This window comes from Streptomyces sp. NPDC001568 (genome assembly GCF_042893755.1).
In the GTDB taxonomy this organism is placed as follows: Bacteria; Actinomycetota; Actinomycetes; order Streptomycetales; family Streptomycetaceae; genus Streptomyces.
In genome coordinates, this window is record NZ_JBIAVF010000021.1 from 71991 (window position 1) to 91290 (window position 19300).

Below are 19300 nucleotides of genomic sequence, written 5' to 3' on the forward strand. Positions count from 1 at the left end.
CAGAGTCAGTCCTGCGGCCGGCCGGAACCGGTGGCCGGGAGGACCTCAGAACGTCGATTCATGCCCTGATTTCGGTGGTCTGGCCGTCCGCTCCGGCAGATCGGCAGCATTGCTCAGCTCCGGCCCACGGGCGGGTTCGGCGGCCGCATCTTCTTCATCCAGGCACAGAGTGTCAATGCGCGGATCCCTGTCGGGGGCATTGGCAGAACAAGCGACGACGGAAACGGTGACGGTCATGGCAGAGGCGAACAAGGCGGCAGCCGAGCAGCTCGAGCAGCGCTGGGCGGACGACCCGCGGTGGGCGGGCATCGAGCGCACCTACTCGGCCGAGGACGTGGTCCGCCTGTCGGGCAGCGTCCGCGAGGAGCACACCCTGGCCCGGCGCGGCGCCGAGCGGTTGTGGCGTCAGCTCCACGAGCAGGACTACATCCACGCCCTCGGCGCGCTCACCGGCGGCCAGGCGGTCCAGCAGGTGCGGGCCGGGCTCCAGGCGATCTACCTCTCCGGCTGGCAGGTGGCCGCCGACGCGAACCAGGCCGGACACACCTACCCGGACCAGAGCCTCTACCCGGTCAACTCGGTCCCGCAGGTGGTGCGCAGGATCAACAACGCCCTGCTGCGGGCCGACCAGATCGCCACCGCCGAGGGCGGCACGGACACCACGGATTGGCTCGCGCCGATCGTCGCGGACGCCGAGGCCGGCTTCGGCGGCCCCCTGAACGCCTTCGAGCTGACCAAGGCGATGATCGCGGCGGGCGCGGCCGGCATCCACTACGAGGACCAGCTGGCCTCCGAGAAGAAGTGCGGCCACCTCGGAGGCAAGGTCCTCGTCCCCACCGCCCAGCACGTGCGCACCCTCAACGCGGCCCGCCTGGCAGCCGACATCGCCGATACCCCGACCCTGATCATCGCCCGTACGGACGCCCTCGCCGCCACCCTGCTGACCAGCGACGTCGACGAACGCGACGCCGAGTTCTGCACCGGCGAGCGCACCGCCGAGGGTTTCTACCACGTCCGGGGCGGCATGGCCCCGGTCATCGCCCGAGGCCTGGCCTACGCCCCGTACGCGGACCTCATCTGGGTGGAGACCGGCACCCCGGACCTGGCCCAGGCCCGCGAGTTCGCCGAGGCCATCCACGCCCGGTACCCGGACCGGATGCTCGCCTACAACTGCTCCCCGTCCTTCAACTGGAAGGCCGCGCTGGACGACGACCAGATCGCCAAGTTCCAGCGGGAGCTCGGCGCGATGGGCTACCGCTTCCAGTTCATCACCCTGGCCGGCTTCCACTCGCTCAACCACGGCATGTTCGACCTCGCCCGCGGCTACGCCGAGCACGGCATGACCGCGTACGTCGACCTCCAGGAGCGCGAGTTCGCCGCCCAGGCCCAGGGCTTCACCGCCGTCAAGCACCAGCGCGAGGTCGGCACCGGCTACTTCGACCTCGTCTCCACCGCCGTCAACCCCGCCTCCTCCACCACGGCCCTCACCGGTTCCACCGAGGAAGAGCAGTTCCACTAGGACCCCCTGCTCCTGGCCCACCCGAGTCCGACCCGGCGCCCTGCCGCTCGCCGTTCGACGGCGCCCGAGGGTTTCCCCTCGGGCGCCCGCCGCCCCACGCCGAGGAGAAGAACCCCATGCCACTCACGCCCCTGATCAGCAGCGTCCGGGTCCTCGGCGCGCCGGCTGAGCGCCACGAGGAGATCCTGACTCCCGAGGCCCTGGAATTCATCGGCCGGCTCGACGCCGCCTTCGCGGACCGCCGCCTGGAGATCCTCAAGGAACGCCGCCGCCGCTCCGCCCACTTGGCCTCCGGGACGCCGCTGGACTTCTCCCGCGCCACGGCCGCGGTCCGCGCCGACGACGACTGGCGCGTGGCCCCGCCCGCGCCCGGCCTGACCGACCGCCGCGTGGAGATCACCGGTCCGCCGGAACGCCGCATGGCGATCAACGCGCTGAACTCCGGGGCGAAGGTCTGGATGGCCGACTTCGAGGACGCCACCGCACCCACCTGGAACAACGTCATCGGTGGTCAACTGAACCTGCTCGACGCCATCGAGCGGCGCATCGACTTCACGACTCCCGAGGGCAAGGAGTACCGCCTCGGCGCGGACCTGGCGACCATCATGGTCCGCCCGCGCGGCTGGCACCTCACCGAGGAGCACCTGGAGATCGACGGGCGGCCCGTGCCCGCCTCCCTCGTCGACTTCGGTCTGTACTTCTTCCACTGCGCGCAGCGGCAGATCGACGCCGGGTACGGCCCGTACTTCTACCTCCCGAAGTTGGAGAACCGCACCGAGGCGCGTCTGTGGAACGACATCTTCGTGTACGCCCAGGAACTGCTCGGCATCCCCCGCGGCACGGTCCGCGCCACCGTCCTCATCGAGACGATCACCGCGGCGTTCGAGATGGAGGAGATCCTCCACGAACTGCGCGAGCACAGCGCCGGCCTCAACGCGGGCCGCTGGGACTACCTGTTCAGCCTGATCAAGACCTTCGGCCACCGCACCGACTTCCAGCTGCCCGATCGGGCCGCGGTCACCATGACCGCCCCTTTCATGCGGGCCTACACCGAACTCCTCGTGCGCACCTGCCACCGGCGCGGCGCCCACGCCATCGGCGGCATGGCCGCCCACGTCCCGAGCAGGGAACCGGCCGCGAACACCGCCGCGTTCGCGAAGGTCCGGCTCGACAAGGAACGGGAGGCGGAGGACGGCTTCGACGGCTCCTGGGTCGCCCACCCCGGGCTGGTCCCCGTCTGCCGGGAGGTCTTCGACGACGTCCTCGGGCAGCGGCCGAACCAGCTGGAGCGCACCCGGGAGGACGTCGAGGCCACGGCCGCAGACCTGCTGTCCGTACGCCGGATCGCCGCCCCGCCGACCTCCGAGGGCATCCGCTCCAACGTGGCGGTGGCCCTGCGCTACTTCGACGCCTGGCTGCGCGGCAGCGGCGCCGTCGCCCTGCACGGGCTGATGGAGGACGCGGCCACCGCCGAGATCGCCCGCGTCCAGATCTGGCAGTGGCTGCGCCACGACCGGGTGGACCGGAACGCGGTCGTCGACCTCCTCGACGCCGAATGCGCGGCCCTGGAGGCCGAGGACCCGCAGGCGCTCGTCCTCGAAGCCCGGGAGGTCTTCGTGGACTGCGCGCTCTCGGTGCGGCTTCCGCTGTTCTTCACGCCCGAGGCCTACACCCGACACCTCGTCCGCCGTGTCCCCGCGCGGGTGAACGCGTGAACGCCCTGCCGCGGCCCGCCGACATCCACCGCGTCGGAGTCGTGGGCGGCGGCCGGATGGGAGCGGGCATCGCCGAGGTGTGCGCCCGCGCCGGCCTCGACACCGTCGTCGCCGAAGCGGACGCGGCCGCCGCCCGCGCCGCCGCTCAGCGCGTGGCCGTCTCCCTGGAACGCGCGGTCCGGCGCGGCAAGCTCGACCGACTCTCCGCCGAGGACGCCCTGGCCAGGCTCGTGTTCACCGGGGACCTGGAGGACCTCGGCGACCGGCAGCTCGTCATCGAGGCCGTCACCGAGGACCCCGAAGCCAAGACGGAGGTCTTCACGGCCCTCGACAAGATCGTCGCGGACCCGAAGGCGATCCTCGCCACGAACACGTCGGCCATCCCGATCATGCGGCTGGGCATGGCCACCGGACGGGCGGACAGGGTGGTGGGCCTGCACTTCTTCAACCCCGTCCCCGTCCTCCCGCTGGTCGAGGTCGTCTCCTCCCTCCACACGTCGGCGGACACCCTGGCCGCAGTGGAGACGTTCGCCCGTGACGTCCTCGGCAAGACCACGGTCCGCTCCCAGGACCGGGCGGGTTTCATCGTCAACGCGCTGCTGATCCCCTACCTGCTCTCGGCCATCCGGATGGCCGAATCCGGGTTCGCGAGCGCCGCCGACGTGGACGCCGGCATGGAGTTGGGCTGCGCCCACCCCATGGGCCCGCTCAAGCTCGCCGACCTGATCGGCCTGGACACCGTCGCCGCGATCGCGCAGTCGCTGTACGAGGAGTTCAAGGAACCGCTGTACGCCCCGCCCCCGCTGCTCCGGCGGATGGTTCAGGCGGGGCTGCTGGGCCGCAAGAGCGGCCGCGGGTTCCACCCGTACGGCCGGGTCTGAGGGGCCCGGCACGGCTCCGGGGCCGAGGGTGCGCCGGAGGTGCAGGAGAACGGTGGGGGTGCGGCGAGTGGTGTCGCCGCACCCCCAACGCGTCTCATTTCCCCGTCCGGCATGTGGAAAGCGGTGTTCATTCCCCGGTCACCGACCTAGTGTGGGCCTCGCAGCTGGTTCGCCCCGTCCGCCAGGCGGGATGCGTCGTAAGAGGGAACCCGGTGGGAATCCGGGACTGCCCCGCAGCGGTGAGTGGGAACGACCGGCGTCATACGCACTGGGACCGGACAACGGTTCTGGGAAGCGACGGCCAGTAGGTGCCCGCCGGGATACCGGCAGGCGTGCCCGCGAGTCCGAAGACCTGCCCGTTGCCCGAGCGCGATCGACCGCGCCCGGTTTCCCGGTGACCTCGTGGGCGGGTCGGCGTGCTCCAGGCGGATCCTCCCCGTCGCGTACTCGGACGTACGCGACCTTGGCGGTCCGCCCGTTCCGGCACCCTTCGCGCCTTCGGCCCCTCACCGGGTCCATGGAGACAAGCTCGCGAAGGAGAGTTCCGTGACCACCGAGTCCGCAGCCGCGGCAGTACAGGCCACTGTGTACGGGTACCCCCGCCAGGGTCAGAACCGCGAACTGAAGAAGGCGATCGAGGGCTACTGGAAGGGCCGCGTCGCAGCGGATGCCCTCCGGGAGACCGCCCGCGACCTGCGCCGGGCCAACTGGGCCCAGCTGGCCGAGGCAGGCATCACCGAGGTTGCGACCGGCGACTTCTCGTACTACGACCACGTCCTGGACACCACGGTCATGGTCGGCGCCATCCCCACCCGCCACCGGGCCGTCGTGGCGTCCGATTCCCTGGACGGCTACTTCGCCATGGCGCGCGGCACGCAGGACGTCGCCCCGCTGGAGATGACCAAGTGGTTCGACACCAACTACCACTACCTGGTTCCCGAACTCGGGCCCGACACCGTCTTCACGGCCGACTCCGCCCAGCAGGTCGCCGAGCTGAAGGAGGCCCTCACCCTCGGCCACCGCGCGCGCCCGGTCCTCGTCGGCCCGGTGACGTACCTCCTCCTCGCCAAGCCCGAGCCCGGCGTCGCCGCCGACTTCGAGCCGATCACCCTCCTGGACCGGCTGCTGCCCGTCTACGCCCGGGTGCTGGCGGAACTGCGCGCGGCCGGCGCCGAATGGGTCCAGCTCGACGAGCCGGCCCTGGTGCAGGACCGCACCCCGGCCGAGCTGAACGTCGCCACCCGTGCCTACCGGGAACTCGGCGCACTGACCGACCGCCCGAAGCTGCTGGTCGCCTCGTACTTCGACCGGCTCGGCGAGGCCCTGCCCGTCCTGGCCAAGGCTCCGGTGGAGGGCCTCGCCCTCGACTTCACCGACCGGGCCGCCGCCAACCTCGCCGACCTCGCCGCCGTCGGCGGCCTGCCCGGCAAGCGGCTGGTCGCGGGCGTGGTCAACGGGCGCAACATCTGGCTGAACGACTACCAGAAGTCGCTGAGCACGCTCGGCACCCTCCTCGGCCTGGCCGATCGGGTGGACGTCGCCGCCTCCTGCTCACTGCTGCACGTCCCGCTGGACGTCGGCGTCGAGCGCGACATCGATCCGCAGGTCCGACGGTGGCTGGCCTTCGCCCGGCAGAAGACGGCCGAGATCACGACGTTGGCCCGCGGCCTCGCCCAGGGCGCCGGAGCGATCACCGCCGAACTCGCCGCGAACCGGGCCGACCTGGCCTCCCGGGCCGCGTCCCCGATCACCCGCGACCCCGCGGTCCGGGCGCGAACGGAGGCGATCACCGATGCGGACGGTCGCCGCGCGCAGCCGTACGCCGAGCGCGCCGCCGCCCAGCGGGCCCACCTGGCACTGCCGCTCCTGCCGACGACGACCATCGGTTCCTTCCCGCAGACGGACGAACTGCGGGTGGCGCGCGCCGACCTGCGGGCCGGCCGGATCGACACCGCCGGGTACGAGGAGCGCATCGAGGAGGAGATCCGAGAGGTGCTCTCCTTCCAGGAGAAGACCGGCCTCGACGTCCTCGTGCACGGCGAACCCGAACGCAACGACATGGTCCAGTACTTCGCCGAGCAGCTGACGGGATACCTGGCGACCCAGCACGGCTGGGTCCAGTCGTACGGCACCCGCTACGTGCGGCCGCCGGTCCTGGCCGGGGACATCTCCCGTCCGGAGCCGATGACCGTGCGCTGGACGACGTACGCCCAGTCGCAGACGTCCAAGCCGGTCAAGGGCATGCTGACCGGCCCGGTCACCATGCTCGCCTGGTCCTTCGTCCGCGACGACCAGCCCCTCGGGGAGACCGCCCGCCAGGTCGGACTCGCCCTGCGCGACGAGGTCAACGACCTGGAGGCGGCCGGAACTTCGGTGATCCAGGTGGACGAGCCCGCCCTGCGCGAGACGCTGCCGCTGCGCGCGGACGGCCACGCCGACTACGTGGAGTGGGCAACGGAGTCCTTCCGCCTGACGACCTCGGGCGTGCGGCCCCAGACCCAGATCCACACCCACATGTGCTACGCGGAGTTCGGTGACATCGTCCAGGCCATCGACGACCTCGACGCCGACGTGATCAGCTTGGAGGCGGCCCGCTCCCACATGCAGGTCGCGACCGAGCTCGCCGAGCACGGATACCCGCGCGAGGCCGGCCCCGGCGTGTGGGACATCCACTCTCCGCGCGTCCCCTCGGCCGCGGAGGCGGCGGCCCTCCTGCGCAAGGGGCTGGAGGCCATCCCGGCCGAGCGGCTCTGGGTCAATCCCGACTGCGGTCTGAAGACCCGTGGTTGGGTCGAGACACGCGCTTCGCTGGAGAACCTCGTCGCAGCAGCTCGCGAGGTCCGCGCGGAGGCCGGTGACGTGACCGTCTGATCCGCGTTCGGGTCGGAACATCCGTGACCGGATGTTCCGGCCCGACGGCGTCGCCATCCGGCGGGCCGAGGACCTGCCCGTTCGTCCGCCGTCCTGACGCACTGGCGCGGGTGTGGCCACGACCTGAACAGCCGCGCCGTTTCGGGGATGTGGTGGCCGAGCTCGCGCGGTCACCATGGCGGTCCGTTGAGTCCCGCACCGGGGGCCCGGGCGGACTCCACGTGCCCAGGCCCTACCCGGCGAGTTCGCGCACCATCGCCATGTCGCTGAACGGAATGAGCTCCTCGCCGATGATCTGGTGCGGTTCGCTGCCCTTCCCGGCGATCAGGATGATGTCGTCCGGACCCGCTGCGGAAAGGGCGAAGCCGATCGCGAGTCGACGGTCGGTGAACCGTTCGAACGGTGTGCCGGTCGAGGCGAGGCCGGGGGCGATCTGGTCGAGGATCGCCTCGGGGTCCTCGGTGCGCGGATTGTCGGAGGTCAGGACGCACAGGTCGGAGAGGGTTCCGGCGATCTCGCCCATCTCGGCGCGTTTGGTGGTGTCGCGGTCCCCGCCGCATCCGAAGACGGTGATGACCCGACCGGTGGCGAAGCCCCGGATCGTGGTCAGGACGTTGCGCAGGGAGTCGGGGGAGTGGGCGTAGTCCACGATCACCGAGGTCTTGCCCGGGGTCTCGAAGCGTTCGAACCGGCCCGGGATCGGAGGCATCCGGTCGAGCGCCGCGACCAGCCCGGCCAGGTCGTGACCCAGGGTGTGGCAGGCCGCCACGGTGGCGAGCGCGTTGGCGACCGAGTACCGACCGGGCACGGGGATCGAGGCCGGGTAGGCGCGGCCGTCGTGGTGCAGGGTGAACCGGGTGCCCGAGGCGTCCATGTCGATGTCCGTCGCCCGGTAGTCGGCCTCGGCGTCGAGGGCGTACGTGGTCACCGCGTCGGGCATCAGCTCCCTGATCCCCGCCCCGACCGGGTCGTCGGCGTTGACCACCGCGCGCCGGCACAGGCCTTGGAACAGGCGCATTTTGGCGTCCCGGTAGTTCGCCATGGTTCCGTGGTCGTCGAGGTGATCCTGCGTCAGGTTGGTGAAGACCCCGACGTCGATGAAGGCGTGGTCCACCCGGTGGGTCAGCAGGGCCATGGAGGTGGCTTCCAGTACCACGCCGGCGACCCCGCGGTCCCGCATGCACCCGAGCAGGTACTGCAGGTCGGGTGCTTCCGGGGTGGTGAGGACCGACGGCGGCATCGGGATCAGCTCGTCGCCGATCCTGCTGCCGGCCGTCCCGATCACCCCGGTCCTCACCCCTTCGGCGATCCGCAGCACCGACTCGACCATGTACGAGACCGAGGTCTTCCCGTTCGTCCCGGTGATCGCCACCATGTCCATCCGTCGTCCCGGTTCACCGTGGTACCGGGAGGCGGTGATCGAGGCCGTCCTGCGGGTGTCCGCCACCCGCACCAGGCACACTCCGGACCCGGAAGCCCCGACCGCCGCGGGAAGGTCCGGTGGTCCGCCCTCCACGAGTACCGCCACCGCACCGCGCGCGATGGCGGCGCCGACGGACTCCGGTCCGCCCGCCCGGTGGCCGGGTACGGCGATGAACAGTGAGCCCGAGGTCACCTGGTGGGCGTCGAAGGTCATTCCCGCGGTGACCAGCACCTCGGTGTCACCCTTGAGCACTTCGTGGTCGTGCCCGGCCAGCATGTCGCTGAGCTTCACAGTTATTCCTTCGAATGCGGCGCGGCCCGGTCGCGCGGCCGTCGCCGGACGGCAGCGCCGGCGGCGTGCCGGAAGCTGCGGTGGTGACGTGGTACGGGCTGTGGCCGGCGGGGGCGTGACGGGTCACGTCCGGCAGGTGCAGTCCCTGTGGTGCGCTGGGGAGGGGGGAACGGACGCCGGGATCGCGCGGCCCGAGGTCGATGGAGCGGACGCGGCGTTCTCGCCGACGGCGCTCCGCACGGGCCGCGGGTTCGGGCCCCACCGGTCGGCGGAGCCTTTCCCCGGCGTGACCGGCCGAGCGGACATGGCCGAAAGGGCGCGGGAAACGGCCCTGCGGTACTTGGGGGAAAAGCAGCTAGCCGTGGCCGTGCAGCGCCCGGAGGCCGGACTGCGGCGCCTCGGCGGGGGAGGCGGAAGCCCGGCCCTGACGCGCCGGGCCGGCGGCCGGGTACGGTGCCGAGGCAGCCCGCGGGCTCTTCCTCACCACACCGTTGCGATTCATGGGCCGAGTGTACGGCCCCGGCGCCATGTCCCGCCCCGCGCCCGTTCTCCCCCGGGCCGGTACCGGGTGGGTGGCGCCCAGGGCCGGCTGGGGACCTTCACGCCACCGCGGCCGCGATCGCTCCGGGCCTCACGCCGTCCCGGCCCCGGGCCTCACGCCATCCTGATCGACTCCAAGATGCCGACCGCACCCTGACCCAGAAGGTCCTCCGCGACACACGCGCCCAGCTTCTCGGGGGCGTCGACCGGCCCCCTTCCCGACGCGGTGACCTGGCGACCTCGGCGAGCGTCGGGGTCACCCGATCCTGGTCGCCGCCTTCCAGGATGGTCTCCCGCTTGAACGTGACCTCGGGAAACCGCTCGGCGATCGGAGCGAGCCACTCCGCGACCTGGGCCCTGGCCGGCCTGCTCGCTCGGGAACCGATGCGCACCACGTCACCCATTCGATCCAACTCCTCGGAGCAGCAACCTTGTTGGCGACCCAACCCAGCGGCAGGAGAACCGTCCGGTTTCCGACAGGACGTCACCCAAGCGGGAATGCGGCGGCAGCCGAGCACGAAGCGTCACCGTCCATCGCGGGGGCGGTCCGGCCCGGAGGGCGGGTCGGGCCGGCCGGTGCCGCTTGCGGGGGGCGATGCGGGGTAGGCGCCCAGTCTCGGCGGTGGGTCCCCGCGCATGCCGGCCGGGCCCGGCTGTCGAGCGGGCTTGAACGGCTTGAACGGTACGTACGTCCGGACGAAAGGGACGCCCCATGAGCGAGAAGCAGCAGCACCGCAAGCCGACCCCGCCCTCCGAGGCGCCCGGGGAGAGCGGAGACCGCGCCGCCCGCGAGGAGGCGCAGGACGCGATCGTCGAGGGAACGGGAGACGGCGGGGGCGGCGAGGCCGCTGACGAGGCGAGCCCCAGGAGCGCCGGGCGGACCGAACGGGACGGGTGAATGCCATGAGCGACCAGCAGCAGACGGCGGACGACGTGTACCAGCCGACCGGTGGCAACGAGGAGCAGCAGGACGCGGCGCCGCTGGACCTGCAGAACGCCGTGGGGGAGCGGACGTACGACGACATGCTGGACGAGGGCTACTCCCCGCCGGAGAAGCCGCTGGGCGTGACGAAGTACGGTACGACCGCCGCAGAGCAGCGTGAGGGCGAGTCCTTGGACCAGCGGCTGGCCCAGGAGGTGCCCGAGACGGCCCCTGATCCGGGCGACGGGCTGGGTGACCTGCCCGGGGGCGACGGAGAACTGTGGGACGCCGAGGCCGGCACGGTGCGCGCGGGCCGGCTGACCGCTCCGGACGAGGGCGCGCACCCCAACACCACCAAGGAACTCGTCGCCGAGGACCACGGCATCGACGGCGGCGCGGCCGGCGCGGAAGAGGCCGCGATGCACGTGGTCGAAGTACAACCGGACGAGCGGGACGAGCCGGACGACGGCGCGTACGCGTAGGGATCCGTCCTCACGGCCTTCTGCCCGGGCGGCGCAGGACGCGCATGCTGCGGGCGGTCAGGACGGTCGTCGCCGTCGCCTTGAGCTCCGTCTCGTCCTGTGCGTCGTCCCCGTCGAGGGCGGTGTCGAGGGCCACGCTCCAGGTCTCCCCGTACGTGGCGGGCGGGAGGCGGAAGGCCGTTTCCTCGGCCGAGGCGTTGAACATCAGCAGCAGCGAGTCCGGTGGCTCGGGGGCGGGGTCGCCGTCCGCCGTGAGGCGGTCCCCGCAGAGGTAGACGCCGATGCTGCGGGCGTCGGAGCGGTCCCAGTCCTCCTGCGTCATGCTCATGCCGTCCGGGCGGAGCCAGACGATGTCGGCGACCGGTGCGGCCGCGTCCGTGGGCGCGCCCTGCGGAAAGCGCCGCCGGCGCAGGACGGGTTGGGCGCGGCGCAGGGCCAACGCCCTCCGGGTGAACGCGAGCAGCTCGGTGTGTTCGGATTCGAGTTCCCAATCCACCCAGGAGAGTTCGTTGTCCTGGCAGTAGACGTTGTTGTTGCCGTCCTGCGTGCGGCCCAGCTCGTCGCCGTGGGCGATCATGGGCACACCCAGGGAGAGGCAGAGGGTCGCCATCATGTTGCGCTGTTGCCGGGCCCGTAGGCGGCGGATCTCCTCGTCGTCGCTGGGGCCCTCCGCACCGCAGTTCCAGGAGCGGTTGTCCGCGTCGCCGTCGCGGCCGTCCTCGCCGTTGGCCTCGTTGTGGCGGTCGTTGTAGGAGACCAGGTCGCGCAGGGTGAAACCGTCGTGCGCGGTGATGAAGTTGATGCCAGCGCGGGGGCGCCTGCGGTCGGACTGGTAGAGATCGGCGGAGCCGGCGATTCGGGCGGCGAACTCCGGCAGGGCGGCTTCGTCCCCCCGCCAGAAGGAGCGGACGGCATCGCGGTAGCGCCCGTTCCACTCGCTCCACAGGGCGGGGAAGTTGCCGACCTGGTAGCCGCCCTCCCCGATGTCCCAGGGTTCGGCGATGAGCTTGACCCGGCTGATGACCGGGTCCTGGTGGACGATGTCGAAGAAGGCGGAGAGCTTGTCGACGTCGTGGAACTGGCGGGCCAGGGTGGCCGCGAGGTCGAACCTGAACCCGTCCACGTGCATCTCGGTGACCCAGTACCGCAGCGAGTCCATGATCAGCTGAAGGACGGCGGGATGCCGCATCAGGAGGCTGTTGCCGGTGCCGGTCGTGTCGAAGTAGTGGGCGGGACTGTCGTCGACCAGGCGGTAGTAGGACGGATTGTCGATGCCGCGGAAGGACAGCGTGGGTCCTTGCTCGTTGCCCTCGGCCGTGTGGTTGTAGACCACGTCGAGAATGACCTCGATGCCCGCCCGGTGCAGCTCCTTGACCATGGACTTGAACTCGCGGACCTGGCCCCCGAGGCTTCCGCCGGCCGCGTAGGCGTGGTGCGGGGCGAAGAAGCCGATGGTGTTGTACCCCCAGTAGTTCGACAGGCCCCGGTCCACGAGGAAGCCGTCCTGGGTGAACTGGTGCACCGGCATGAGTTCGAGGGCGGTGACGCCGAGCGCCCGCAGGTGTGCGATGACGGCCGGGTGAGCGACCCCGGAGTACGTGCCCCGCAACTCTTCGGGGACCTCGGGGTGGCGGCGGGTCAGCCCCTTGACGTGGGCTTCGTAGATGACCGAGTCGTGGAACGCGTGCCCCGGTGGACGGTCCCCCTCCCAGTCGAACTCCCCGTCCGTCACGACGCCGAGCGGGACGTGGCCCAGGCTGTCGCGGTCGTCGGGACGGCCCGGGTCCGTGCTGTGGTGCCCGCTGAGCGACGGGTCACCGTCGATCTGGCCGTCGACGGCCCGCGCGTAGGGGTCGAGCAGCAGCTTGGCCGGATTGCACCGCAGGCCCTCGTCCGGGTTCCAGGGCCCGTGGACGCGGTAGCCGTACCGCTGTCCGGGGCCGACATCGGCCACCCGGCCGTGCCACACGCCGCCGTCCACCTCAGGAAGCGCGATCCGCAGCTCGCCGCCGTCCTCGCCGATCAGGCAGAGCTCCACCTTCTGCGCGCAGTCGGAGAAGAGGGCGAAGTTGGTCCCCGAGCCGTCGTGGGTCGCGCCGAGGGGGTACGGACGTCCTGCGGAGATATCCATGAAGGAAGGTAAGCACGGGATACGACCATGTGCCCGGATCCGGTTCGGCCGAACGAGCGCGCCCGGCCCGCCCGGGCGGCCGGCCGGCGACCCGCCGGTGCCCGGGGCACGGGTCGGCCTCAGCCGGTCGGGCGCGCCGCGCCCGACGCGTGGGCGCGGACCAGGGCCAGGTAGTCCGCCGCCAGGCGGTGGCAGTCACCGGGCCAGCGGGCCGAGACGTAGTTGCCGTCCGTGACGGTGAAGCCCCGCCCGGGGCGGGCGGCCGTGTCGCGCAGGGGCAGCGGTGGGCCGGCGCGGAAGTGGCTCGGATCGGCGAGCGCCGCGGTGACCTCCCGCTGCACGGTCGTGCGGTACGTACGGTAGTAGCGGCCCAACCAGAGCCGGGTGAGGTTCCAGCCGGTCAACTCCAGCAAGGACGTCAGGGCCGTCGTCCGCCGACCGTGCAGGACCGAGCGTCCGGTGGCGGGATCCTCGGCCCGGGCGGCCAGCAGCACGCCGTGGCACACGGCGCCCACGGGCAGCCCCTGCGTGAAGACCCGGGCGAACAGCCGCTGGGCGGTGGCGTCCTCCAACAGCGTCCGCATGCCGGTCGCGTGGCCGCCGGGCACGAACAGGCCCGTGATCGTGGCCGGGTCGACGTCGGCGTACGAGGAGGGGGCGAGGAACCAGCGGTCCTCGGTCAGCCTGCGGTAGGCGGCCAGCTCGGTGCGACGGGTCATCAGCCAGGGCGACAGCCAGGAGAAGCCGAGGTCCGTGAGCCGGGGATCGGCGAGCGCGACCTGCCCGCCGGGGGTCGCGAACCGCACCTCGAAGCCGGCGTCCCGCAGCGCGGCCCAGGGCACCGCGGCCTCGGTCGGGTCGTAGTCGCCCGCGGGGAGCAGGAAGAGAATCACGATGTATTCCTCCGGGATGCGGCCGCGGTCGGCGGCAGGACGCGACGGTGATCAGGGCAGTGCGCTTCCCCGGGTTCCGGGGTCGACGATAGGAGCCGATCGCCGCCCCGTCATGCACCGGGGCGGCCACTCCGTTGACCCCCCGGGCCGGCCCGGCACCCCCGACCCGACCCGACCCGACCCGGAGCGGGCGCGCGGCCACGGTGTTGACGGGGGTGGTGCGCCCGCATTGACTGGCGGCCGTGTCCACCACCGAGCCGCCCTCCGTCACCGCGAGCTACGCCCGCGCCGTCCTCAGCGGCTCGGCGCAGGGCGCCGGCGGGCCGACGGCCCGGGCGCTGCCCACGGACCGGCTGGAGTTCGGCGAGATGCGGGCCCTGTGGGACGCGGTGCTCGGCGCCCCGGACGCCGGCCCGCACACCGGGCTCCTCGTGGGCGACCGGATCAGGCCCGAAGACCTGCACATCCTCGGCCACCTCGTCCTGACCTGCGCCGGCCTCGGCGACGCCGCCCTGGCGGCCGAGCGCTACCACCCCCTGGTGAGCCAGGCGGGCACGGTGACCCTGCACCGCCGCGGCGCCGACAGCCGGATCCGCTACCGGCCGACCGTCGAACCGGCGGCCATGCACCCCCAGCAGGTGGAGGCGGTCGTCAGCAGCATGGTGCGGGCGGCCCGCTGGATCGCCGGCGACGACTGGGCGCCGCTGGCCGTGTCGTTCACCCATCCCCGCGTCGGCGCGGCCGAACCGTACGTCCGCGTCCTCGGCTGCCCCGTCGCCTTCGACGCTCCGGAGAACGCGATCACGGTCGGCAACGAGGACCTCGACCGGCGCCGTCCCCTGTACGATCCGGCGCTCGACGCCCTCCACCGGGCCTACGCCGAAAGGCTGCTGGAGCGGCTGACCGCCGAGGTCACCACGGCCGCGCGGGTACGGCGGTGGCTGGAGCACGCCGTGCTCGCGGACGTGGGCCCCGAGGGCCCCGCCGAGGCCCTCAACATCGGCGTCCGAACCCTGCGCAGGGCCCTGCACGCCGAGGGCACGTCGTGGCGCGAACTGCTCGACGCCGCCCGCCGCGACCGGACCGGGCGCCTGCTGGAGACCACGGCCCTGCCGCTCGACCGGATCGCCCCGTTGGTCGGTCTGAGCGGCGCGACGGCCCTGGTCCGGGCCTTCACCCGGTGGGAGGGCATGCCGCCGGGGGCGTACCGCAGTCGGCACCGGCACGCGGCCCCGGGGCCGGGCCGGGCCGCCGGCGGGTGAGGAACGTCACCGCCGGCGCCACCCCGGGGCACGGTCGCCGTTGCTAGATTTTCCGGCGGTCGGACCCACGACCCCGGACGAGATGCGCCGTACCCGGTTACGCACGACGACGCGCGAGGTGCCGCACGAGCGGCGCCGAACGCCGTCCGCACCCGGGCGGCGTCCTCGTCGAGCAGGATGGGCCGACCCGCGATGACCGTGCCACTCACCAGCAGTCTGTACCGGACGACCGCGCATGCCGTCGGGGGCCGCAGCGGCTCCGTCCACACGGATGACCGGCGCCTGGACCTGCGCCTGGCCCCGCCGCGCAAGAAGGTGCCCGGTACGACCAACCCCGAGCAACTGTTCGCGGCCGGTTTCGCCGCCTGCTTCACCTCCGCGCTCGCGGAGGTCGCCGCCGAGTACGGGGCGGACGCCTCCGCCGCGCGGGTGGCCTGCGAGGTGCGGCTCGGCACCACCGACACGCCCGCGGGCTACGGCCTCGCCGTGGCCCTCACCGTCGGCCTGCCGGGGTGGCGGGCGGCGGACCTGCGGCCACTGCTGCACCGGGCCGACGCGGTCTGCCCCTACTCGCAGGCCGTACGCGGCAACGTACCGCTGATGCTGACCGCCCTGGACGACCCCGCCGCCCATGACCGGACCTGAGCCGACGGGCCGGGCCCCGGGCGGCCCCGGCGTTCCGGTGCCCGAGCGCGGAGCCTGGCTCCGGCGCGGCATCAGCCGCGACGGTGGACCCCTGGTCGAGGACCGCGAGGTGGTGTGGCTGCAGGCCGGGCGGTACTACGCCGACAGCCGGGGCTTCGCCGGTACGACCTCCTTCGACGGCTCGCAGGTGCGCTTCCACCACCTCACGGGCGAACCCGGCGAGGACGCCGGCACCTTCCGGTGGGAGGGCGCCAACCTCGTCGAACGGGGCACCAACCCGGACGGCAGCACCTTCCTGGAGGTCTGGACCCCGCTTCCGGACGCCGACGGCGCCACCGGTTCCTGGGCCGGCGCGGACCACCACGTGGTGCGTGTCGGCCGGCACGTGGTGCACGTCGATTCCGCGGCGGAGGGGACGTACCGGAGGCTGTGACCTGCCTTCCGGAGGTGTAGGGCGCCGTGGACAGGGAAGAGGGAACGCGACCGGAAGCACTCGGTCCGATCATCCACCTGCCCCCGTTCGAAAGTGCCCGTCATGGCTGGTTCCGCCCCACTGCCCGCTCAGCACCGACAGCAAGCCGCCCGGCCCCGGCCGGGACGCCGGCTGCTGACCCGGGCGGTGGCCGTGGGGGCCGTCGCCGTGCTGTACACGGCGGCGACGGGCACCGGAGCCCAGGCGATCGTGCGCGGAACGGACTCCTCCGAGCCGTACCCGTTCATGGTGGCGATCCCGATGACCCCGGGGGACGGCGAGGGCTCCATGGACGCCATGTGCGGTGGGGCCCTGATCGCTCCGCAGTGGGTGGTGACGGCCGGGCACTGCGCGCAGGAGGTGATGCCGGCGCACCCCAGCGGCACGGTTCGCGTCGGCAGTGATCACCGCAACGCGGGCGGCACCGTACGCAAGATCGTCGCCAAGGTCGTCCACCCCGGCTTCGACGCCGCCGGCGACAAGCGCTCGAACGACGACATCGCCCTGCTGAAACTGGACCGGCCCGTCCGTCAGCAGCCGGTCCGGATCGCGGGCAGCGCCCCCGAGGTGGGCGCGGACACCCGGGTGATCGGCTTCGGCACCGTGGTGGACGACCCCGAGCCGGGTAGGTGGGTGTTCCCCGACCGGCTCCAGGAGCTGGACACGCGCCGGACCGCCACGTCGGACTGCATGGACATCAACGGCAAGGGCGAGCTCTGCACCAGCAGCAAGGTCCGCGGCGCGATGGCCTGCTCCGGGGATTCGGGCGGTCCGCAGGTCCAGCGGGTGGGCGGGCGCTGGGAGCTGGTCGGCGTGACCTCCGGCGACGGCGACTACGCAGTCGACCCGCACTGCGGGAGCGGTCCCGGGATCTGGACGTCGGTGTCCGCGTACAAGGACTGGATCAACCGGACCATCGCCGCCCACCACTGACGGCGGACGGACGGACGGACGTGCGGGCGCGGGGCCGGCCGGTCGGTCCGGTCGTGTTCGGCCGGTCAGGATCCCGCGGTTCGCGCCGTCTTTCCGGGCGCGACGAGGGTGAACGGCGCCCCGTCGGGGTCGATGAGGACGACCCGCCGGCTCGCGGGTGAGGTCTCGACGGGGGAACCCGCCCTGCCGCCCAGCTGTACGGCGGCCTCCACCGCCGCCTCCAGGTCGCTCACCCGGAAGTGGACGTGCCAGCGGGGACGGACCGCGGGGTCCGGCGCCGCTTCCAGCGCCCCGCCGCGGATGCGGGCGATGGTGTCCCGACCGTGGCGCAGGACGACGTGGTCCTGCTCGTAGGACACGGTGCAGCAGCCGGGCCGCTCGCCGGCCCATTCGAGCACTTCCCCGTAGAAGATCGCGGCGGCGAACGCGTCGCGCGTCCGCAGTTCGAGCCAGGCCGGGGCGCTGCCGCGGCCCACCGACCAGTCGGGGAGTACGTCGCCCTCCCAGAGTCCGAAGACGGCCCCCGCGGGGTCCGCGGCCAGTCCCGCCCGCCCGGTGCCGAAGGCCAGGGGCCCGACGGCCATGGTGGCGCCCCGCTCGCGGATCCGGGAGGCGGCGACGTCGGCGTCCTGGACGGCGAAGTACGGGGTCCACGCCGCCGGGACGTTGAAGACGTCCGTCACGGCGCCGATGCTCGCGACGGGCGCGCCGTCGCGGAACGCCACGCTGAAGTCGTCGCCGAAGGGGGCGGGCCGGAACTCCCAGCCGAGCACGGCTCCGTAGAAGTGCTGCGCGGAGCCGAGGTCCCGGACCAGCAGACTGACCCAGCAGGGCGCCCCCGAGATGTCGTGGCTCGATGTCGACACGGTCACCAGCCTCATCTGCCGCTCACGGGTGACGGACGTTCCCACAGTAGCCCGGCCGGCCGGCCGGGCCCGCGAGGCCCGGCCGCCCGCGCGGCACGCGCGAAGGCGTCCGGCGGCGACGGCACGGGTGCGGTGCGTGCGGCGTCGGCGACGGCACGCGTGTGGCGCGTGCGGGACCGGCGGGCGCGAGCACCCTACGGGATCACGCGGCCGCGCCGACCGGGGCGCAGAGGGCCTCGACGGCGGCGACGGCCCGCGCGGCGGTGGCGTGGACGTCCGGTGCGGGCACCCCGACGCCGGCTTCCAGGGCGCGGCGCCCCTCGGCACCCGGGGCGACCACGGCCAACGGCACGCCGGCGCCGAAGCAGGTGCGGTGGGTCCGTACGACGGTGCTCACGGCCGCGGGGCTCACCGCGTCCCCGGACAGCTCCAGGACGACGGGGGCCGAGCGGTGGGCCGCGAGGAGGTCGTCGATGTCCCAGGCGGCCGTGGCGCGGCTACCGATGTCGAGGTCCGCGCGCAGGCGGATGATCAGCACGCCACTGTCGGTCACCTTGCTGGGCAGCACGGGCACTCCTTCTCTACGCCAATCACACCTTGTGCGCACCGCGTGCCCGTCCGTGGCGTTCGTATGCGCGCGGGGCGCGAGGAGATGCACGGGGCAGTCGCGATGGCCTACCCTTCGCCCCGCCCACCACGCGGCGCCGGCGGGCCCCCCGGGCACCGGTCAGCCGCCGCTTTCGCGACGCAGTGCGCCGGGCTTGTGGACGGCGGTGCGCCCCGTCCCGTCGCTCTCCACCTCGTACTGGGGCTCCTCGGGCGAGGCGGCGACGGTCCGGCCGGACGACCGGGTCCGCTCGGTGATCCTTCGCTTGACCTCCCCCCTCACGCGCCGGCCGTGGCTCTTCCAGGAGACCTCGTCGCCCTGGTGCGGGTCGTCGTCGTGCCTGGTCATGTGGTCCTCCTCGATGGTGCGGGGCCGCCTCGATACCGCGGGGCCGCCTTCGCGGCCGTTCCCCGGGCGCCTGCCCCGCGGTGCCCACCGCACGCCGGGCGCAGGGGCCGGTCCGGGAGGGTTGATCCGGGGTGGTGGGGGCAGTCGCTCCCGGTGACCTCGAAGCCACCGCCGCCGCTCACCCCCGACGGGCGGTACGTCGTCATCGGGGGCCGCCGCTGGCGGGCCACCGACCCGGCCGTGCCCGAGGACGCCGGGGCCCGGCTGCGGGTCCACCTGATGGCGGCCCGTCGAGGGGTGGGCGCCGCGCGGCGGGCCGGCGACCCCGAGGCGGAGCGCGCCGCCCGGGACCGGGTGCAGATCGCGAAGGTGGCTCTCGGGGAACGCGGTACCCCGTGGTGGGACCAGAGCGATCGGGAGCGCGCCGCGCGCTGGCGGGACGGGCTCGCGGCGCTCGACGCCTGACCTGCCCGGAACCCGGGTCGCGCTGCCCGGGGGC

The 19300-nt window shown here is 73.0% G+C and carries 18 protein-coding genes and 2 riboswitches; of the genes, 11 read left to right on the forward strand and 7 right to left on the reverse strand.

Features of this window, described 5'->3' with window-relative positions; translation table 11 throughout:
* Nucleotides 1-45: 45 nt before the first annotated feature.
* Nucleotides 46-237 carry a hypothetical protein gene (locus tag ACFY0I_RS32365; RefSeq protein ID WP_388902407.1) on the reverse strand — a complete coding sequence of 64 codons (192 nt, stop codon included), beginning with the start codon at nt 235-237 and terminating at the stop codon, nt 46-48.
* Between ACFY0I_RS32365 and aceA the strand changes: the two genes are divergently transcribed.
* The 4 genes from aceA (at nt 236) to metE (ending at nt 6986) form a co-directional block, all read left to right on the forward strand.
* Nucleotides 236-1519 carry an isocitrate lyase gene (gene aceA, locus ACFY0I_RS32370; protein ID WP_388902409.1) on the forward strand — a complete coding sequence of 428 codons (1284 nt, stop codon included), beginning with the start codon at nt 236-238 and terminating at the stop codon, nt 1517-1519. The genes ACFY0I_RS32365 and aceA overlap by 2 nt on opposite strands.
* 116 nt (nt 1520-1635) lie before the next feature.
* Nucleotides 1636-3234 (forward strand): malate synthase A, encoded by a 1599-nt coding sequence (gene aceB, locus ACFY0I_RS32375; RefSeq protein WP_388902410.1) that lies wholly within the window; start codon nt 1636-1638, stop codon nt 3232-3234.
* Nucleotides 3231-4115, forward strand: a complete 885-nt coding sequence (locus ACFY0I_RS32380; RefSeq protein ID WP_388902412.1) for a 3-hydroxybutyryl-CoA dehydrogenase — start codon at nt 3231-3233, stop codon at nt 4113-4115. Before aceB ends, ACFY0I_RS32380 begins: the two co-directional genes overlap by 4 nt.
* A 148-nt stretch (nt 4116-4263) precedes the next feature.
* Nucleotides 4264-4490: riboswitch (cobalamin riboswitch) on the forward strand.
* Nucleotides 4491-4661: 171 nt separating this feature from the next.
* Nucleotides 4662-6986: a 5-methyltetrahydropteroyltriglutamate--homocysteine S-methyltransferase gene (gene metE, locus ACFY0I_RS32385; RefSeq protein ID WP_388902414.1), complete on the forward strand. Its 2325-nt coding sequence runs from the start codon at nt 4662-4664 to the stop codon at nt 6984-6986.
* 232 nt (nt 6987-7218) lie between these two features.
* On the opposite strand, the gene ACFY0I_RS32390 is transcribed toward metE, so the two are convergent.
* Complete coding sequence (locus ACFY0I_RS32390) at nt 7219-8700, reverse strand: UDP-N-acetylmuramoyl-L-alanyl-D-glutamate--2,6-diaminopimelate ligase (protein ID WP_388902416.1); 1482 nt, start codon at nt 8698-8700, stop codon at nt 7219-7221.
* A 1252-nt stretch (nt 8701-9952) separates the two neighbouring features.
* Here ACFY0I_RS32390 and ACFY0I_RS32395 point away from each other — a divergent pair.
* Both ACFY0I_RS32395 and ACFY0I_RS32400 read left to right on the forward strand, forming a co-directional pair.
* The gene (locus ACFY0I_RS32395) at nt 9953-10138 is read left to right on the forward strand and encodes a hypothetical protein (protein ID WP_388902418.1); all 186 of its coding nucleotides are present in this window, start codon (nt 9953-9955) and stop codon (nt 10136-10138) included.
* 5 nt (nt 10139-10143) lie between these two features.
* Nucleotides 10144-10644: a DUF5709 domain-containing protein gene (locus ACFY0I_RS32400; RefSeq protein WP_388902420.1), complete on the forward strand. Its 501-nt coding sequence runs from the start codon at nt 10144-10146 to the stop codon at nt 10642-10644.
* 10 nt (nt 10645-10654) lie between these two features.
* Here the strand turns inward: ACFY0I_RS32400 and glgX are convergent, their stop codons facing one another.
* Together glgX and ACFY0I_RS32410 are read right to left on the reverse strand one after the other, a co-directional pair.
* Nucleotides 10655-12775, reverse strand: a complete 2121-nt coding sequence (gene glgX, locus ACFY0I_RS32405; RefSeq protein ID WP_388902422.1) for a glycogen debranching protein GlgX — start codon at nt 12773-12775, stop codon at nt 10655-10657.
* 119 nt (nt 12776-12894) lie between these two features.
* Nucleotides 12895-13668 carry a type 1 glutamine amidotransferase domain-containing protein gene (locus tag ACFY0I_RS32410; RefSeq protein ID WP_388902423.1) on the reverse strand — a complete coding sequence of 258 codons (774 nt, stop codon included), beginning with the start codon at nt 13666-13668 and terminating at the stop codon, nt 12895-12897.
* Between the two features lie 242 nt (nt 13669-13910).
* Here ACFY0I_RS32410 and ACFY0I_RS32415 point away from each other — a divergent pair, with 242 nt between their 5' ends.
* The 4 genes from ACFY0I_RS32415 to ACFY0I_RS32430 all read left to right on the forward strand — a co-directional run bounded on the left by ACFY0I_RS32415 (nt 13911) and on the right by ACFY0I_RS32430 (nt 16980).
* Nucleotides 13911-14930, forward strand: coding sequence for an AraC family transcriptional regulator ligand-binding domain-containing protein (locus ACFY0I_RS32415; protein WP_388902425.1), 1020 nt, complete (start codon nt 13911-13913; stop codon nt 14928-14930).
* A 52-nt stretch (nt 14931-14982) separates the two neighbouring features.
* Nucleotides 14983-15046, forward strand: a riboswitch (guanidine-III (ykkC-III) riboswitch).
* Between the two features lie 76 nt (nt 15047-15122).
* The gene (locus tag ACFY0I_RS32420; protein WP_388902427.1) at nt 15123-15575 is read left to right on the forward strand and encodes an Ohr family peroxiredoxin; all 453 of its coding nucleotides are present in this window, start codon (nt 15123-15125) and stop codon (nt 15573-15575) included.
* A complete protein-coding gene (locus tag ACFY0I_RS32425) occupies nt 15562-16008 on the forward strand; it encodes a hypothetical protein (protein WP_388902428.1) in 447 nt (148 codons plus the stop codon). Before ACFY0I_RS32420 ends, ACFY0I_RS32425 begins: the two co-directional genes overlap by 14 nt.
* 102 nt (nt 16009-16110) lie before the next feature.
* Nucleotides 16111-16980 carry a S1 family peptidase gene (locus ACFY0I_RS32430; RefSeq protein ID WP_388902430.1) on the forward strand — a complete coding sequence of 290 codons (870 nt, stop codon included), beginning with the start codon at nt 16111-16113 and terminating at the stop codon, nt 16978-16980.
* Between the two features lie 65 nt (nt 16981-17045).
* On the opposite strand, the gene ACFY0I_RS32435 is transcribed toward ACFY0I_RS32430, so the two are convergent.
* The 3 genes from ACFY0I_RS32435 to ACFY0I_RS32445 all read right to left on the reverse strand — a co-directional run bounded on the left by ACFY0I_RS32435 (nt 17046) and on the right by ACFY0I_RS32445 (nt 18801).
* Nucleotides 17046-17795: a VOC family protein gene (locus ACFY0I_RS32435; RefSeq protein ID WP_388902559.1), complete on the reverse strand. Its 750-nt coding sequence runs from the start codon at nt 17793-17795 to the stop codon at nt 17046-17048.
* 253 nt (nt 17796-18048) lie between these two features.
* Entirely contained in the window at nt 18049-18414 is a 366-nt protein-coding gene (locus ACFY0I_RS32440; protein WP_388902431.1) for an STAS domain-containing protein, read from the reverse strand.
* A gap of 159 nt (nt 18415-18573) precedes the next feature.
* Entirely contained in the window at nt 18574-18801 is a 228-nt protein-coding gene (locus ACFY0I_RS32445; RefSeq protein ID WP_388902433.1) for a DUF2945 domain-containing protein, read from the reverse strand.
* 153 nt (nt 18802-18954) lie between these two features.
* On the opposite strand from ACFY0I_RS32445, the gene ACFY0I_RS32450 reads away from it, so the two are divergent.
* Complete coding sequence (locus ACFY0I_RS32450) at nt 18955-19266, forward strand: hypothetical protein (RefSeq protein ID WP_388902434.1); 312 nt, start codon at nt 18955-18957, stop codon at nt 19264-19266.
* Nucleotides 19267-19300: the final 34 nt, after the last annotated feature.